The organism is Streptomyces sp. DSM 110735 (genome assembly GCF_016482685.1).
Taxonomy (GTDB): domain Bacteria; phylum Actinomycetota; class Actinomycetes; order Streptomycetales; family Streptomycetaceae; genus Streptomyces.
The window spans coordinates 25608-42644 of record NZ_JACYHF010000033.1 but is presented as its reverse complement, the minus strand read 5'-3'; the positions used below and the strand labels follow the sequence as shown (position 1 = coordinate 42644).

At 68.8% G+C, this 17037-nt stretch carries 13 protein-coding genes; 7 read left to right on the top strand and 6 right to left on the bottom strand.

The features are described from left to right. Positions 1-136: 136 nt before the first annotated feature. The 4 genes from eccCa (at position 137) to IF655_RS29990 (ending at position 7586) form a co-directional block, all read left to right on the top strand. A complete protein-coding gene (gene eccCa, locus IF655_RS30005) occupies positions 137-4105 on the top strand; it encodes a type VII secretion protein EccCa (RefSeq protein WP_199588313.1) in 3969 nt (1322 codons plus the stop codon). Positions 4106-4176: 71 nt separating this feature from the next. Continuing rightward, positions 4177-4623 carry a hypothetical protein gene (locus IF655_RS30000; protein WP_199588312.1) on the top strand — a complete coding sequence of 149 codons (447 nt, stop codon included), beginning with the start codon at positions 4177-4179 and terminating at the stop codon, positions 4621-4623. 5 nt (positions 4624-4628) lie between these two features. Beyond that, entirely contained in the window at positions 4629-6911 is a 2283-nt protein-coding gene (locus IF655_RS29995; protein WP_199588311.1) for a DUF6571 family protein, read from the top strand. A gap of 129 nt (positions 6912-7040) precedes the next feature. Then, positions 7041-7586 carry a hypothetical protein gene (locus tag IF655_RS29990; RefSeq protein WP_199588310.1) on the top strand — a complete coding sequence of 182 codons (546 nt, stop codon included), beginning with the start codon at positions 7041-7043 and terminating at the stop codon, positions 7584-7586. 69 nt (positions 7587-7655) lie between these two features. On the opposite strand, the gene IF655_RS29985 is transcribed toward IF655_RS29990, so the two are convergent. The 5 genes from IF655_RS29985 to IF655_RS29965 all read right to left on the bottom strand — a co-directional run bounded on the left by IF655_RS29985 (position 7656) and on the right by IF655_RS29965 (position 11942). Next, on the bottom strand, positions 7656-7958 hold the full coding sequence (locus tag IF655_RS29985; protein ID WP_199588309.1) for a WXG100 family type VII secretion target: 303 nt from the start codon (positions 7956-7958) through the stop codon (positions 7656-7658). A 40-nt stretch (positions 7959-7998) separates the two neighbouring features. Beyond that, a complete protein-coding gene (locus IF655_RS29980; protein ID WP_018544870.1) occupies positions 7999-8337 on the bottom strand; it encodes a WXG100 family type VII secretion target in 339 nt (112 codons plus the stop codon). A gap of 102 nt (positions 8338-8439) precedes the next feature. Next, on the bottom strand, positions 8440-9636 hold the full coding sequence (locus IF655_RS29975) for a S8 family serine peptidase (RefSeq protein ID WP_199588326.1): 1197 nt from the start codon (positions 9634-9636) through the stop codon (positions 8440-8442). An 87-nt stretch (positions 9637-9723) separates the two neighbouring features. Beyond that, positions 9724-11481 (bottom strand): WXG100 family type VII secretion target, encoded by a 1758-nt coding sequence (locus IF655_RS29970; protein ID WP_199588308.1) that lies wholly within the window; start codon positions 11479-11481, stop codon positions 9724-9726. After that, complete coding sequence (locus IF655_RS29965; RefSeq protein WP_199588307.1) at positions 11478-11942, bottom strand: hypothetical protein; 465 nt, start codon at positions 11940-11942, stop codon at positions 11478-11480. Before IF655_RS29965 ends, IF655_RS29970 begins: the two co-directional genes overlap by 4 nt. 438 nt (positions 11943-12380) lie before the next feature. On the opposite strand from IF655_RS29965, the gene IF655_RS29960 reads away from it, so the two are divergent. The 3 genes from IF655_RS29960 (at position 12381) to IF655_RS29950 (ending at position 15784) form a co-directional block, all read left to right on the top strand. Continuing rightward, entirely contained in the window at positions 12381-12857 is a 477-nt protein-coding gene (locus IF655_RS29960) for a hypothetical protein (protein ID WP_199588306.1), read from the top strand. A gap of 1480 nt (positions 12858-14337) precedes the next feature. Then, positions 14338-15177, top strand: coding sequence for a hypothetical protein (locus IF655_RS31375; RefSeq protein WP_242488999.1), 840 nt, complete (start codon positions 14338-14340; stop codon positions 15175-15177). A 67-nt stretch (positions 15178-15244) separates the two neighbouring features. After that, the gene (locus tag IF655_RS29950) at positions 15245-15784 is read left to right on the top strand and encodes a hypothetical protein (protein WP_199588305.1); all 540 of its coding nucleotides are present in this window, start codon (positions 15245-15247) and stop codon (positions 15782-15784) included. 15 nt (positions 15785-15799) lie between these two features. On the opposite strand, the gene mycP is transcribed toward IF655_RS29950, so the two are convergent. Continuing rightward, on the bottom strand, positions 15800-17035 hold the full coding sequence (gene mycP / locus IF655_RS29945) for a type VII secretion-associated serine protease mycosin (RefSeq protein ID WP_199588304.1): 1236 nt from the start codon (positions 17033-17035) through the stop codon (positions 15800-15802). Positions 17036-17037: the final 2 nt, after the last annotated feature.

Below are 17037 nucleotides of genomic sequence, written 5' to 3'. Positions count from 1 at the left end.
TGTGCTCACGCGAACATCCGGCACCCTACCGCTCACCCGCGCGCCGTGAACTCAGTAGGATCGCGCGGCGGCCCGCGTCCGCCGGATACGGGGCGGCGGGCGGAAAGCCGGGGTCGGGCAAGGGAATTGGTGAGCAGTGAGCCAGATTGTCGTCAAACGCCCGCCTCGGGCGCTTCCGTCCGAAGTGCCGGCGGAGGAGATCGCTGTCCAGCCGCCGCCGGAACTGCCGCGCGGGCATCAGGAGAGCGTCCTGATGCAGTTGCTGCCCACGCTCGGCATGGGCGGCTCGGTGGTCTTCTTCTTCACCAACGGCCAGCCGTTCATGAAGATCATGGGAATGATCATGATCGCCTCGACGATCGCCATGTCGGTCGCGATGGTGGTCCGCTTCCGCCGCGGCTCCCAGGGCCAGTTGGCCGACATGCGCCGTGACTACCTCAGCTATCTCTCGCAGACCCGCAAGGACGCCGTACGCACCGCGAAGGCGCAACGGGACGCGCAGTACTACCTGCACCCCTCCCCCGAGCAGCTCTGGGCGCTGGTCGCCGAGGGCAGCCGGGTGTGGGAACGCCGGGCGGGCGACGAGGACTTCGCGCACGTGCGCATCGGGCTCGGTCCGCAGCCGCTGGCCACCCCGCTGATCGCCCCCGAGACCGGTCCGGTCGAGCAACTGGAACCGCTGACCGCCGGTGCCATGCAGCGCTTCGTCGCGGCGCACGGCACGCTCGGCGAGCTGCCGATGGCCGTCTCGCTGCGCGCCTTCTCGCACGTCGTGCTCAGCGGCGAGACGGAGTCCGTCCGCGCCTGCGTCCGCGCCCTGGTGGGCTCGCTGGCCTCGCTGCACTCCCCCGAGGACCTGGTCGTCGCGGTGGCGGCAGGGCGCGAGGCGCTGCCGCGCTGGGACTGGGCGAAGTGGCTGCCGCACGCGCAGGCGCCGGGCGCGGTGGACGGCGCGGGCAGCCGCCGTCTGATCGGCTCGGACGTGCGCGAGCTGGAGGACCTGCTGGCGACCCGGCTCACCGGGCGTCCCCGCTTCCACCCGGACGCGGCGCCGATCCTGGACGAGCCGCACATCGTGATCGTCCTGGACGACCTCTCCCTGCTGCCCGACTCCGTGCTCGCCACGGCCGACGGACTCCAGGGCGTCACGCTGGTCGAGGTGGCGCCGGGCGAGCCCACCGGGATGGCGGGCGATCTGTCGGTCGTCGTACGTCCCGGCTCGCTGCGTCTGGAGTCCGGCCACGGGATCGTCTACGAGGGCACTCCGGACGCCCTCTCCCCCGAGTCCGCCGAGGCGCTGGCCCGCCAGCTCGCGCCGCTGCGGATGGCTTCCGGCGGTGACGACGACGAACCGCTGCTCGCCAACCTGGAGTTCACCGATCTGCTCGGGCTCGGTGACGCCGCCTCCGTGGACACCAAGCGGACCTGGCGGCCGCGCGCGCTTGCCGAGCGGCTGCGGGTGCCGATCGGTCTCGGCGAGGACGGCCGCCCGGTCATGCTGGACCTCAAGGAGGCGGCGCAGGAGGGCATGGGACCGCACGGTCTGTGTGTCGGCGCGACCGGTTCCGGCAAGTCGGAGCTGCTGCGCACGCTGGTGCTCGGCCTCGCCGTCACCCACTCCTCGGAGACCCTGAACTTCGTCCTGGCCGACTTCAAGGGCGGCGCGACCTTCGCGGGCATGTCGCAGATGCCGCACGTCGCCGCCGTCATCACCAACCTGGCCGACGACCTCACCCTGGTCGACCGCATGGGCGACTCCATCCGCGGCGAGCTGAACCGCCGCCAGGAGATGCTGCGCGACGCGGGCAACTACGCCAACATCCACGACTACGAGAAGGCGCGCGCCGCCGGTGCGCCCCTGCAGCCGATCCCCTCGCTGGTCCTGGTGATCGACGAGTTCAGCGAACTCCTCACCGCCAAGCCGGACTTCATCGAGATGTTCGTGCAGATCGGCCGTATCGGCCGCTCGCTCGGCGTGCATCTGCTGCTCGCCTCGCAGCGCCTGGAGGAGGGGCGGCTGCGCGGTCTGGAGACGTATCTGTCGTACCGGATCGGTCTGCGGACCTTCTCCGCCGCCGAGTCCCGCGCGGCGCTCGGTGTCCCGGACGCCTACGAGCTGCCGAACGTGCCCGGTTCCGGCTTCCTGAAGTACGGCACGGACGAGATGGTGCGCTTCAAGGCGGCGTACGTCTCCGGGGTGTACCGCTCCGGGCCGCAGGGCGCTGCCGCGCTGGCGGGCGGTCCGCTGCCGGTGGACCGGCGCCCGGTGCTGTTCACGGCGGCCGAGGTGCCCGTGCACTACGTCGCCGTGCCCGCGCAGCGCACCGAGTCCGTCAAGGACGTGGACGACGCGCTCGCGGACACCGTGCTCGACGTCGTCGTGCGCCGCCTGGAGGCGCAGGGTCCCGCCGCGCACCAGGTGTGGCTGCCGCCGCTGGAGAGCCCGCCCGCGCTCGACGCGCTGCTGCCGGGTCTCGCCCCGGTGCCGGGGCGCGGTCTCACCCAGCCCGACTACGAGGGCGCGGGGCGTCTGATCGTCCCCGCCGGTCTGGTCGACAAGCCGTACGAGCAGCGGCGCGACCGGCTCCTGCTGGACTTCTCCGGCGCGGCGGGGCACATGCAGATCCTCGGTGGCCCGCAGTCCGGCAAGTCCACCATGCTGCGCAGTCTGATCTGCTCCTTCGCGCTCACCCACACCCCGCGGGAAGTGCAGTTCTACGGACTCGACTTCGGCGGCGGCGGTCTCGCGGCCGTGGCCGGGCTGCCGCACGTCGGCGGGATCGCCTCGCGCCTGGACCCGGAGCGGGTGCGGCGCACGGTCTCCGAGGTGTACGGCGTGCTCACCCGCCGCGAGGAGTACTTCCGCTCGGCGGGCATCCCCTCGATCGCGGAGTTCCGCGCCCGCCGGGCGCGCGGCGACATCTCGGTCACCGACCAGCCCTGGGGCGACGTCTTCCTCGTCATCGACGGCTGGGGCAACTTCCGTACCGACTACGAGGGTCTGGAGCCTGCCGTCCTGGACATCGCCGCGCGCGGTCTGGGCTACGGCATCCACGTCGTCATCACCGCGTCGCGCTCCATGGAGGTCCGGGCGAACCTCAAGGACCACCTGATGAACCGGCTCGAACTGCGGCTCGGTGACGTCATGGACTCCGAGATCGACCGCAAGGTCGCGGCGAACGTGCCCGCCGGGGTGCCGGGGCGCGGTCTCTCCCCGCAGAAGCTGCACTTCATGGCGGCCGTGCCGCGCATCGACGGGCTGACCTCCGACACCGACCTGGCGGACGCCACGGCCGCGCTGACCACCGAGGTCTCCCGCCACTGGCAGGGTCCCGGCGCGCCCGAAGTACGCCTGCTGCCGCGCCAGTTGGAAGCTTCGGAGCTGCCCTCGGGCGACCGCTTCCCGAAGCAGGGGATCGCCTTCGCGCTCGACGAGGACAACCTGGAGCCGGTCTTCCTCGACTTCGAACAGGACCCGTTCTTCCTGATCTTCGGCGAGAGCGAGTCCGGCAAGTCCAACCTGCTCCGGCTGCTGATCAAGCAGCTCACCCTGCGGTACGGCGGCGACGAGGCGAAGTTCTTCGTCGTGGACAACCGGCGCTCCCTGCTGGACGTCACCCCGGCGACCCATCTGGCCGAGTACATCCCCATGTCCAGCCAGATGGACCACCACATGACGGCTCTCGCCGACCTCATGCAGCGCCGCACCCCGACCGCCGACGTCACCGCGCAGCAGCTCCGCGAACGGAGCTGGTGGCGGGGTCCGCAGGTCTTCGTCGTCATCGACGACTACGACCTCGTCTCCACCTCCAGCGGCAACCCCCTCGCGGGACTCACCGAGATGCTCCCCTTCGCCCGCGACGTCGGCGTCCGCTTCATCATCGCCCGCTCCTCCGCGGGCGCCAGCCGCGCCTCCTACGAGCCCTTCCTCCAGCGCATGAAGGAACTCGGCGCCCAGGGCCTCATCCTCGCGGGCGACCCCGGCGAGGGCGACGTCCTCGGCGGCGTCCGCCCCCGCCCGATGCCCGCGGGACGCGGCGTCTTCGTGTCACGCAAGCGGGGGAAGCCGTTGGTGCAGACGGGGGTGGTGGAGGTGGAGTACTAGGGCTGCCGATCACGGCTTGACGGGGGCCGCATCCGGAGGACGTGGCGGGAGACAACGGGGAGTGACGACGGATGGCGTGGGACGAGTGGGAGCAACTGAAGGCGGACGCCGCGAAGAGCCGGTCGGCGCACACGCGGATCGACCATGTGCCCCCCGACGGGGGCGGACCGGTTCCGCGCGGTGATCTCACCGTGCACGACACGGACCTGACCGCCATCGGCAAGGCGGCCCACGGCCTGTTCGAGGACTTCGGGCACTACAGCGACCACGCGCGCATGTCCTCGCTGAAAGCGGCCGGAGGACTCACGGACGAGGGCTTCGCCATCGGATCCGCCCTCGATCATGTCGCCCAGCACTGGGTCGACCAGGTGCAGACGCTCCTCGACGCCTGCGCCCACATCTCCAACCATCTGCGCTTCACCAAGAACCAGCACGCGGCCGACGAGTCCTACATTGCCGGCACCCTCAGCAGCATCTCCGAGCTGGACCACGGCTTCGACGAGCGGAAGGGCGGCTGACGGGGATGGACCTCAACGCGCTGCGTGACGGCAACTTCTCCCAGCTCGGTGAAGCCATCACCGACTGGGAGGAGATGACCAAGAAGCTCGACACCTTGCGGGCGGACGCCCGCGACAACCTCAAGGCCAAGGCCGACAAGGCGAACTGGGCGGGCGTGAACGCCCAGGTGAGCCGTGAGTTCATCGACAAGACGGCGAAGGAGTTCGCCGACGCCCACACGCAGGCGAACACCGTGGCGAAGATCCTCAAAGACACCCGCGGCGAACTGATCGATTACCGAACCCAGTTGAACGAGGCCATCGCGCGGGGAGCGGCGAAGAACCTGACCGTCGTCGACACCGGTCACGGCACGTTCACCGTCAGCGGCAACACGCGCCCCGACTGGGCAGCCGACCCCAGTGGCAACACCGGCGCCGTCGACCAGAAGGACGTCGACGCCCTCCGTGACGAGATCCAGCGCATCCTCAGCAAGGCCACCGAGAGCGACAGCACTGCGGCCAAGGCCCTCACGCTGATCGTGAATCAGGCGAAGTACGGGTTCTCCAGCGCCGCTTACGGCGACCGGGACGCGGCGGCCAAGGCTGTCGCGGACGCCGACCGTCTGGCCAAGATCCTCAAGAAGAACCCGCACGACGTGACCAACACCGAACTCGCCTCACTGAACTCGGCTCTGGCCAAGTACAAGAACGATCCCCTGTTCGCGGAGGAGTTCGCCACCCAGGTGGGTCCCAAGAAGGTACTGACGTTCTGGGCAGGGATCGCCGATCCGTACCAGGGCACGTACGACCCGGAACGCGCCGCACAGGCGAAGCGACTCCAGAAGAACCTCGGAACCGTCATCGGCCGGGCCACTCTCTCCGACAGCGACAGGATGCAGGGCTGGGAGAAGCAGATGATCGGGCTGGGCCCCCACCAGCTCGGCACCGACGACGCGAACGATCCGCTCGGCTACGCCGTCATGAGCAACCTGATGCGCTTCGGCGACTACGACGACCAGTTCCTCAACGACTACGGCGACAAGCTCCTCGCCTACGACAAGCAGGTCAACGGGCAGCCCATGAGCCCCTGGATCAACAACCTGAACCAGGGGGACCTGAACTACTGGGGCTACAAGAACGACCGCGGCCGCGACCCCATGACCGGCTTCCTGGAGGCTCTGGGCCACAACCCGGACGCGTCGACGCAGTTCTTCGCGCAGCCCGACGGAACCGGCGACTCCGTCGACAAGGACTCCGAGGTCAACGGTCATCTGAAATACCTGACGAAGGAACGGGTCTGGCTGTCCGACTCGACGCTCGAGGGCAACCACGACTACGTCGCGGGCCGTAACTCGCTGGGACGGGCGCTGGAAGCGGCCACCACCGGATACTCCGCCGACGCCACCGCGAAGGACGTCACAGCGGGTGACGGACGCACCGCGGCCACGGCCGGTGTCATGGAGCAGGTCGCCTACCTCTACGGAGGCAAGGACGGTCCGAAGATGCTGCACGACCAGCCCGAACTCGCCGACAGCCTGGGCAAGATGGCGGGCGCCTACATCGACGATCTCGACTACGAACTCTCCGGCATCGGCGATCACGCCAAGGACGCCGGTGACTTCCCCGCCCGGTACGCCGGACGGGCTCAGTTCGGCAACCAGGGCGCCATCGATTTCCTGAGCGTTCTCGGACAGGACGAGCACTCCCACAAGGCGGTGACGGTGGCCCAGCACCTCTACACCCTGAGCATGCTGGACGCCCACCCTCCGACCACCGAAGCCCACATGAACCACGCCCGGGACATCATGTCGGTGGGCGCCGAGGCACGCGGCATTCTGGACCACTCCCGCGCACAGCAGGTCGCGACGACGTACGGCGAGAACTCCGAGGAGGCCAACAAGGCGCTGGGCCGGTCCGCCGACTGGAAGAAGCTGGCGGTGGGAGCGGTCGTCGCCGGCGGCGTCGCCGCCGTCCCGCTTCCCGGGTCGACCGCCGCCGCTCTCGTCATCGCTCCGCTGGCCGCCGACACGGTCACCGACGCGGCCAACACGCTCCTTGGCCATCAGATCGACAAGTCCACGGACGACGCGGAGGATGATCCGCTGGTGCCGTCGCAGATGGCCAGCAGCGAGTTCTACAGGCAGGGTGCCAACGACCTCGGAAATACCTATCACTCATACTTCGCGCACTACCCGAAGGCCCGGGACACTGCCGACAACGAGCAGTGGATCGAGGGAATCAAGAACAGCTACACGGGAATCGGCTCGGAGGAAAACGACTACCGGGGTCGCCCCCCGTACAAGGACTGATCGGGGACGGAAGTGCAGCAAATTTCATTGTCGAGCACATACAGGCCGATCCTCGCCGTCGCAGTCACGGCGTTGCTCGTTGGCGGGTGCAGCGAAGACCCGGGGAATGCCAACGCCAAAGACGCGCACGTGACCGCTGCCAAGGTCTGTGACGCGACACTCGACCCGAAGGCGCAGGCCGCACTGCGTCGTCTGTCCGGCGTGGCGCAGTTCGACGATGCCGCGGGGACGAACAAGGCCGGTGAACCGGAGAAGTTCTCGGTGCGATACGCGGTCGGCCATCTGCACGACACGTACTCTCGACAAGGCGTGTGCTGGGTGTACAAATCTCAGAACACCAGTGGGGATCCACTGCTGGAGATTCGATTCTCGGCGGCTGACCGGTATCCCGAAGGCACCGGGAAGAACCTGTACGGCCTGGGTGTCTACGCGAAGGCCGGCCCTTACGGAGCCCTTCTGTTCTTCCGGTGCGCCACCAAGGCCGAGCCCAGGCAATCGGAAGTCGGGGACGCGAAATACGTGAGGGCGGAAATGTACTCTGCGGCCAATCAGATGCGGGGTGAGCACCGCGACGACGACCGTATGGCGATCCTCGGCTCGATGTCGCGGGCGGTGGCGCGGGAGGCGGGGTGTGCCTCGGGGGCGGGGCTGGACGAAGGCCGTACGGGGTCCTGAGTCCCACACGCGGGTACGGCAAAGGGTGGGCACCTCCCGTGCGTGCCCACCCTTTGGCTGTGCCGGGGGTTACATGTAGTAGCTGGCGGCCTTCTTGTCGCCGCCGAGGTAGTCGCCGCCTGCGGAGTGGACGACGCGGCTGATGGCCATCAGGGCCTCGTGGATGCCCTTGGCCTGCTTGTCCCAGTCGGCCTGGCGCTCGGCGTAGACGGTGTGCGCCTCGCCCTCCCACATGCTGGCCACACCGGCGACCTTCTGCTTGATGGCCTCCAGGCTCTCCTCGAGGCGCTTGGCGTGGTTGGCCAACTGCGTGGCGGTCTCGTCGAGGCTCTGGTAAGTGACTTCCAGCTCGCCGCTGTTGTTGACGCTCATGATTGCTCCGTTTTCGCGAGAAGGGGTGGGCGGGCGGGGATCAGTAGTTCGACAGCGCGGAGTGCGAGCCGCCGAGGTCCACGTCGATGCCCTGCACCTGGGCGCGGACCTCGTCCTCGGTGCCGTCCTTGATGCGACGGGTCTGGCTCATCGCCTCGATGAACTTCGCGAGGATGCCGCCGATGTGCACCATGCGCTCGTTGATCTCGGTCTGCTTCTTGTTGAAGGCACCGGCACCGATGCCCTTCCAGTTGCCCTCCAGGCTGTCGATCAGGGCCTGGAGTTCCTTGAGCTGGCCCTTGACGCTCTCGAAACGGTGCAGGAGCTCCTTTTCGAGGACGATGAGGTCCTTGTCACTTACCTTCTGGCGCTGCGCCATTTCATGCCCTTCTGTGTGAACTGGCCTTGCGTGGGGGCGTCTGCCCCCGGCAGGCGGACTGCCGACCGCTCGGTGAGCGGCCGCGCGTACGCGGGGTCCGGTCTAGGCGTTGCGGCGTGCGCGCAGCACGGCGAAACCGGCTCCTGCGATGAGTAGTACGGCTGCTGCGGCGCCGATGGTCACCCAGGTGCGGGTGCCGTCGCCGGAGTCCTGGGTCCTGGCGGCGGCGGAGGTCTGTCCACCGGCCTTCTCTCCCGCGGAGGGCTTCGCCGACCGGGTCGGGCTGGACTTGGCGTCCTCACCGTCGCCGTCCGCCGTTCCGTTCTCCTTCGCGAGAGGGTCTACGTTCGCCGGGCCCGGGTCGATGTTCTTGTTGATCAGGACGCGGCGGGGGCGGACCACTCCGTAGCCGAGGTACGTGCCCGGCTTGTCCTTCGGCCAGGTTCGGGCGGCGGTGTCGATGAGGGAGCGGAGGACCTGGTTGGCGGTCCAGTCGGGGTGGGCGGACCAGATCAGGGCGGCGGAGGCGGAGGCGATGGCGGACGCGGGGCTGGTGCCGTCGGTGGCGCAGTACTCGGTGAAGGTGTTGTCGCACCAGCCGGGCACATCGATACCCGGCGCCGCCAGATCTACATAGTTGCCGTGAGTGGAGAACTTGGCGACAGTGCCGGACTCGTCTATGGCGGCCACCCCGACGACGTGGGGATCGACGACCGGATATTCCTTCTTGTTGGACTTGGCACCGCTGTTACCGATGGAAGCGAACATCAACTTGCCCTTGGATGCTGCGTACTTGATGGCAGCTTCCTCGTCGGTGTTGTAATAGGGAGAACCAAACGACATGTTGATGATCTTGGCATCGCTGTCGGCGGCGGCTCGGATCGCCGCAGTGGAGTTGGGACTCTTCTCTGCCTCTTTCGGGTCTTTCAGCGACGCCCCGTAGATGCGATAAGGAACGATCTTCGCTCCCGGTGCGAGTCCCTTCACGCCGCCGCCAGCGCCGGTGCCCGCGATGATCTCAGCCATACCGGTGCCATGGCCGTCATAGTCCCGGGTTGCGTGATAGGCCACACTCTTCGGTACATCTTTGACCAGCACTTGCCCCTTGAGGGAGGGCGTCGCCGGATTCACGCCCGAATCGATGACAGCGACCTTCACCCCCTTGCCCGTGCTGTACTTCCATATCTCGTCGGCACCCATCGCCTTCAGGTACCACTGCTTCGACTGGATGTCCGACGCAGCGGCTGCGGGCGCCAGCCCGCCCGACGCGATCACCAAGGCGCCCAGGGCCGAGCACATGGCGGCAAGGCGCTTCGCCCTGAGGGCGGTTGCGGTACCGCGTCGACGGAAGTCCGGCTTCATGCCTGTGTATGTCCTCGCTCGTATTCAGTCGCTCTTCTTGGAGGCGTCCCGCCGCCGCTGCCGTGAGGTGCGCGACCTCTCCTTCTCGGCAGGACCACCACTGCGACCGGCCTCGGTGTTCCCCACGGCGCCACGGCCCAGCCCCTTGCGGCCAGCCTCGGAACCGCTACCTGCCGAGGGATTGTTGTTGCGGGAGGCGCCGATCACACCCTCGGAATTGCCCGCCGAGCGCGACACGCTCTGCCGGGTGCCGGGTTCGGCCTTGGCCGGGGAAGCCCCGACAACTCCGCGCTGACCGATGGCCCCCTTCGACGGAGCGGACGACCCCGACTCTTCAGCGCCCACGACCATGCCGCGTGGCACACGGGGACCGGACGTCGTGCCCGGCGTCCGCCCCGTGACGGGCTTGCCGCCCACCACGCCGTTGCGCGCCGCGCCGGTGGGCCCCGTCACCGGGGAACGTCCGCCAGGTGCGTTCGTCATCCGCGGCGTACCGCCGGTGACACCGCGCCCCACAGGGGCTCGGCCAGGCTGCTGAGTGGCGCCTCGCACGGGCTGCTGACCGGGCGACACGGCACGCCCAGTCGCGCGACCGGCCTGCCCCAGGGGTCCTTCCGATGTCCGGCCGACGCCAGTGGCGCGCCCGGTCTGGGGCGTAGCACCCTGCGGCACTCGACCGGAGGCGGTGCTCGCAGGGCCGCCGCGCCCCGCACCGGACGCCGGCAGCCGGTTGAGCGGACCGTAATTCCCGGAGCGCCCCGTCGTCGGGGTGATCGGCGGCGCCACCGGCCCGGGCATCAGCGGAGGCACCTGCATACCGCCCGCATTGGGCATGCCGGGACCGGTCGGTTGCACGGACGGGGCGGCGGGCGCCACCGGCGGCGGCAGGGTGCCCACCGTGTTGATCTCCGTACCGACATCGTGGACAGGCTGCACGCTCGGCTCATGGACGTCTCGGTGAACCGCTCCGGTCCCGCTCGCTTCTGCGTGCTGAGGGGCCGTCGCGCCACCGTGACTTTCAGCAATACGGGGGTGCGCCGCGGCGGTTGGCGTCGACGTGTCGGAGTACTGCCGATGAGCCCCGTCTCGGAAGGCCGGCGGCTGCGGCACCCCCACATCCGGCATCCCCCGAAGCGGCGCCGGCTCCGGCGCAGCCTTCAGCGTCGTCGCCGACACCGAGTAGAAGGACGCCAACCGGTTCATCTGGTTGATCGCCTCCTGCCGGTTCTTCTCGACCTTGAGCGCGGCCGTGTAGTCCGGGTTGGTGTCGACCTGCTTGGCCTTGGGGAGGGCGTCGGGGCGCTTCTGGTCGGCGGAGGGGCGGGTGTCGCGCGGGGGCATGGACTTGCGGACGGAGGCCAGGCCGGTGGCCGCCGCGTCGATCTGGGTCGCGGCGACGTCGGCGTAGGTCGCGAGGTCCTTGGTCCAGTTGATGAGGTCCTTGGTCCACTTGTGGAAGGCGTCCGCGCCCTCGCCCTCCCAGTCGACCTGCCCGAGGTTGGTCTGGAGGTCGGTGGCGGCGTCGTGGATGGCCGTGCGGGCGTCCCACAGAGTCTTGCTCGCCTGCTCCAAGTGCTCCGGCTTGGCGTGCTCGACCAGGTCGATCATGGCGTTGAGGTCGTGGTTCTCGAAGTCGGTACGACCGAGGGACAGTGGAGACCCCATCGGTGTGCCCTTGAAGATGTTGTCGACGGCGTGCAGCACCTCGACCACGCCGACCTGGACGTCCGCCTGCTCGACGTCGGCCTTGTACTGCGGCTGCTGCCGCCAGTTGTCGCTCACTGGTAGTCCTTCACGGCCGTCTCGCTGGTCTCACGCAGCGGCTCCGGCTTCTTGTCGTGCGACTCCGCCTTCTTGTGATGCGACTCCGTCGCCTTCTTGTGCTCCTGGTCGAGGTGCGACTTGATCTCCCAGAACCGTCGCTCCACCTCGGCCTCGGCGCCGTCGTACGCCCCGTCGGAGGCGCGGGTCGCGAGGGTCAGCGCCTCGATCTGGAGTCCCAGGGACTTCGACAGATAGGTGAGCCGCTCGTGGACGCGCTCGTACTGGCCGTGCAGGTCGGTCGCCTCGTGGAACGGCGCGTTCGCGCCGCCGAACGAGCTTCTGTCGAGCCTGTGTTCCGCGACCTTGGACGGCCCGCCCGGGGCGTCCTCGAAGGTGCGCAGCGCGTCGTCCACCTTCGTCTTGAACTTCGACAACGCGTCGATGCCGCGCCTGACATGCGAGCCGCTACCGCCAGCCACCGGACGACCCCTTCCCCGTACCCCGTTTGTACAACTTTTGACGATGGGGTCGTACGCAGTCGTACCCCCGTACCGTCACGGACCACTGTAGTCACTGTGTAAATCGCGGCCAACTGAACTCTGCGACGGTTCAGTTGCAACCATGTCCCGGACCCGTGGGTCCCGGGCGCCCCGCAGAACCGGCAACTCCGGCCGAACGGGCGGAACTTGCGCGCCGAGGGCACAGAACATTCACGTACGGAACGGACCGTCCGGCCGCCCGGGTCGGGACCGGCGGGAACTTTGCATCCACAAAATGTCACCCCGGTGAAAGGGCTGTCCGCTTGCCGAACTGTTCGGGACGGAGATTTCACCAGGACCTGGTTGCTACGTTGACGGCAGACCGACACGGGGGCGCCGGACGGCCGGCGCGGCCACAGGGGAATGGAGGTCCGCTCCATGGCGTGGGACGAGTGGGAACAGCTCAAGGCAGAGGCGGCGAAGGGGACTTCGTCACACACGCGGCTGAATCAGGTCGCGCCGGACGGCGGTGGCGGCGGAGGCGGCGGGGATCTGGTGGTGCACCAGGACGACCTCGGCGCCGTCGGTCATGACGCCCACCTCCTCTACGACGAGGTCAAGGGCTGCGCGGACATCGCGGGCGCCGGGGCGGACAAGGGCGGGAACGGCTCCACCGCGCAGGCGGCGGCCTCGCTGAAGTCGCACGGCTTCCAGCTCGGCGGCGCCCTCGACACGACGGTGGACGTGTGGAGTTCGCAGGTGAAGTCGGTGCTCCAGGCGTGTGCGCACATCTCGGACCACCTGGACTTCACGAAGAAGCTGCACGCGGAGGACGACGCCAAAATCGGGACGGTGCTGCGCGGCGGTGACGGGGGCGCCGTGCCGGTGTCCCAGCTCGACGAGTACTTCAAGTAGGGGACTTCCGTGGCTCTCACCTTCACCGATCTCGCCGAGGTGGACCTCGGCAGGCTCGCCTCCGCCGTGGCGGACTGGAAGTCGACGGCGGACGGTCTGAAGAAGGCCGCCGACAGCGCGCGGACCGGGATGTGGGCGAAGTCCGACGCCGCCCGGTGGGCGGGCGTGAACGCCACCGTGACACGGGAGTTCGTCGGCAAGACGGCCAAGGAGGTCGCGGATCTCCACGCCGAGGCGCACAGCGTGCACCAGGTGCTGGACGACGGGCACCGGGAGCTGGCGGCGCTGCAGAAGCAGCTCCGCACGGCTGTTGACGTCGAGGCCGCGCGTCTCGGGGTGCGGGTCGAGGACATCGGGGGCGGGAAGGTCCGCTGCTTCTTCCCGCACGTGCGCGGGGACAGCGACGAGCGGACGCAGGAGCAGCTCGACTCCCGGCAGGCGCTGGAGAGCAAGATCAACCGGATCGTCGCCCACGCGGAGGAGATCGACGCCTCGGTCGCCCGTGCGCTGGGCAAGATCCACGGCAACGACCGGCACGACGCGGGGCACACCAACTACGAGTCCCTGAACGACGCCGAGGCCGAGCGCGCGGTCGAACTCGCCCGCAAGGGCGACAAGATGTCCGACGCGGAGCTGCGTGAGCTGAACGGGCTGCTGCGGTTCAACGCCGGTGAGAAGGACGGGGAGTTCTCGACGGAGTTCTACAAGGGGCTCGGCGGACCCGAGAAGGCGCTGCAGTTCTACGCCTCGATGTCCATCGACGGCACCAGCGCGGACGCGTCCAGGACACGGCTGGACGAAGTACGCGATCTGCAGCGGGTGATGGGCTACAACCTCGCCAACGCGACCGACCCCGACCACCGGTATCACCTGCCCGACAGTTGGGGGCAGGAGTTCCGGCGCCTCGGCACCCGGCAGATCGGCTGGGAGCGGGGGCAGTGGAACAAGCCGTACGGCTACCAGGTCCTCGGCGGGCTGCTCCGCTACGGCGACTACGACGCGCGGTTCCTCGACCCCATCGCGGAGCACATCACCCAACTTCACAAGAAGGACCCGTACTTCTTCCTCTCCGACAAGCCTGCCGGGAACCCCGACAGCTACGGCTTCAACCCCTCCGGGAAGCTCGGCAGCGGCAACGATCCGCTCAACAGCGTGCTGGAGGCGCTGGGTCACAGCCCCGAGGCGTCGGAGAAGTTCTTCACCTCACCTCCGACCGCCTACAACGAGGACGGCACCGTGAAGGCGGGCGGCGACCCCGGCTTCTCGTCCTACCTCGATCTGTTCACCGACAAGGACTTCGAGTGGACGGTCGACACCAACGCGACCAACGTCCTCGCGGACGAGGACAAGACCAAGGCCGCCCTCGGCTTCGGCCCCACCGCCCTCGGCCACGCCCCTCGAATCCGCCACCACCGGCCGCCCCTACGACGGCGACCCCACCGGCGACGCCATCCGCCACACCGAGGCACGCGCGCACCTGGTGAGCGAGATCGTCGACAAGTTCGGCGAACACCCGGAACTGATCCGGCACAACGAGAACGGGGATCTGGAGGACGCGGAGTCGGGGCCGTTGTACGCGATGCGGGGGAGTCTGGGGGACATCACTGCGGAATACATGGGGGATTTCCAGCAGGCCATGTACCGGGAGGAACCGAACAGCACTCTGTTCCCGACGTTCGGAGCCGCCGCCGGCCTCAATCCCGATCACGCCGCCCGGTTCCTCGGCGAGGTGGGCCAGGACCCCGGCGCCTATGCGTCCATCACCAGCGCGCAGCAGGCCTACACCAGCAATGTCGTGGATCACGTCATCAACGACCCCACCCATTCGACCGCGTCGTTGGACGGTCGGGTAGGGGACGCGGTGGCCCCGGGGTCGGCGATCGCGGGCGTCATGAGCGATGCGCGCGCCCACGCGGTCTACGAGTACCACACCGCCTCGGACAAGGAGTTCAACGAGGCAGCCGCCGACAAGCAGAAATGGGTGAACCGCATTCTCGGCATGGGCATCGAGAAGGTCGGCGAACGCGTTCCGATCGCGGGTGCCCCTCTCGAATGGGCTTCGGAGGACATTCAGGAGTCCATCATGAAGAGCATCGAACAGGACACCTCGAACGAGGCCGAGGCTCAGGCAGGCGTGAAGTACGGGGAAGGCAGGACGGCTGCCCTGGACTCGGCGGAGGCCGCCGTCAACCACGCCTTGGCGAACAACCACACCATCGACTCCGACACTGCCGAAGATCTGCGCAGAACCGCACGCACACGCGCCGGTCTCAGCCATTCGGACGGCGCGCAGTGGAAGTCGGAAAGCAGCGCGCACTGAGACGTCGCGCGGTCCAAGACGCGAATCAGCCAGGACAGGCCCTTGCGGGCACCGGAGAGGGGCAAGCGTGAGGTCGTCGTCATACGCGTGGGGCGTCGGTGCGCTCTTGTTGGCGATGGTGGGGACGGGGTGTTCCTCGGAGGGTGCGAAGCGGGAGTTCACCGTTCCCAAGGCCCTGTGTGGTGTGTCGGTGCCGTCGCGGGCGCTCTCCCGGCTTCTTCCCTCGGACGGGACCCGGATCTCTGTTCTGAAGGATGGGGGTTCGGAGAAGGGGTGGACGCTCTGTCAGGTGAAGGTCGATGAGAAGACCGTGATGGAGGTCAGTCAGGAATGGATCGTCGCGGGTGACACGGCTCGGAACATCCTGGGGCATCGGCTGACCATCTGGCAGCAGAAGTCGGCGGACGGGGGCTCTGTCGTCTACGCCGCTCAGGGGGGCGCGTCCCTGGTCAGGTGCAGGGGGAAGGGCGTACAGAAAGAGGACGTCAGCACGCTGATCGATGTGCTGAAGCCGGGGCGCCCGGACGAAGCGGCCATGGGGCAACTCGTCCGGGGATACACCAAGTCCATAGAGGAAAAGAACCCCTGCCATCCCCGGCACGGGTGAGCCGCCCTCGGCCCCCTACAACCTCCCCCGCCGCCGCCGAGCATCCCGTACCGCCACCCCCGTCCCCGTCAGTCCCGCGACCAGCACCCCCGCGCCGATCGCCACGTACGTGGCCAGGCGGGCGTTTCGTTGCTGGGGGGTTTCGCCGAGGGTGAGTCTGGCGGGGGTGGGGGGTTCGGCGTGGGTGAGGACGGGGTCGGGGCGGGGGGTCTCGATGGGGTGGTCGTCGTCGGTGACCGCGCGGACGGGGTCGACCACGCCCCAGCCGACGAGGCGGTCGTGGCCGGGGATGGAGCGTTCGGCGGTCTGCTCGATCTGGGCGACGACCTCGCGGGAGGTCCAGCCGGGGTGGCGGGACTTGATCAGGGCGGCGACGCCCGCGACGTACGGCGCCGAGAAGCTCGTGCCGTTGTCGGAGCAGTGGCCGCCCTTGGGGACGGTGGAGATCATGTCGACGCCGGGGGCGGCGACGCCGACGAAGTCGCCGGACTGGGAGAACGCGGCGCGTTCGTTGTTGCGGTCGGAGGCGGCGACGGCGAGGACGCCGGGGAAGGAGGCGGGGTAGGTCTTCTTGACGTTGCCGCCGAGCCCGTCGTTGCCCGCCGAGGCGACGACGACGATTCTGTGGGCGAGGGCGTCGTTGACGGCGGCGAGCAGGTCGGCGTCCTGGGGCACCGGTTTCACGGTGTCCTGGGAGATGTTGATGACCTGCGCCTTGGCGGCGGTCGCGTGCCGGATCGCCTCGGCGAGCGTCGCCGCCGTGCCGTTGCCCTCCGCGTCGTTCTGCTTGATCGGGATGATCGTGGCCTCGGGGGCGAGACCGACGAATCCGGTGCCCTTCATCGGGCGGGCGGCGATGATGCCCGCGACGCGGGTGCCGTGGCCGACGGTGTCGGTGGTGCCGTCCTTCCTGCCCCGCTCGATGCGCTGGCCCTTGTCGTCCTTGGCGGGCAGGTAGTTGGCGCCGAGGGAGGCGTCCACCGCGTGCGTGAGCTGCGGGTTCTCCGTGTCGACACCGGTGTCGATGACGGCCACGCGCACGCCCTTGCCCTTGGAGCGGCTCCACACGTCGTCCAGGATGACCCGCTGGAGGGACCAAGGGGTGCCGGAGTAGACGTGGTTGGTCTTGCTGAAGGTGCACTGGCCGGTGCCGGAGTCGGCGGCAGCCGCGGGCGCCGTCAGCAGACCGCCGCCCACGGCGAGAGCGGCGGCAAGACCGGTACGGCCCAGCGGCAGGAGTTCCCTACGCATCG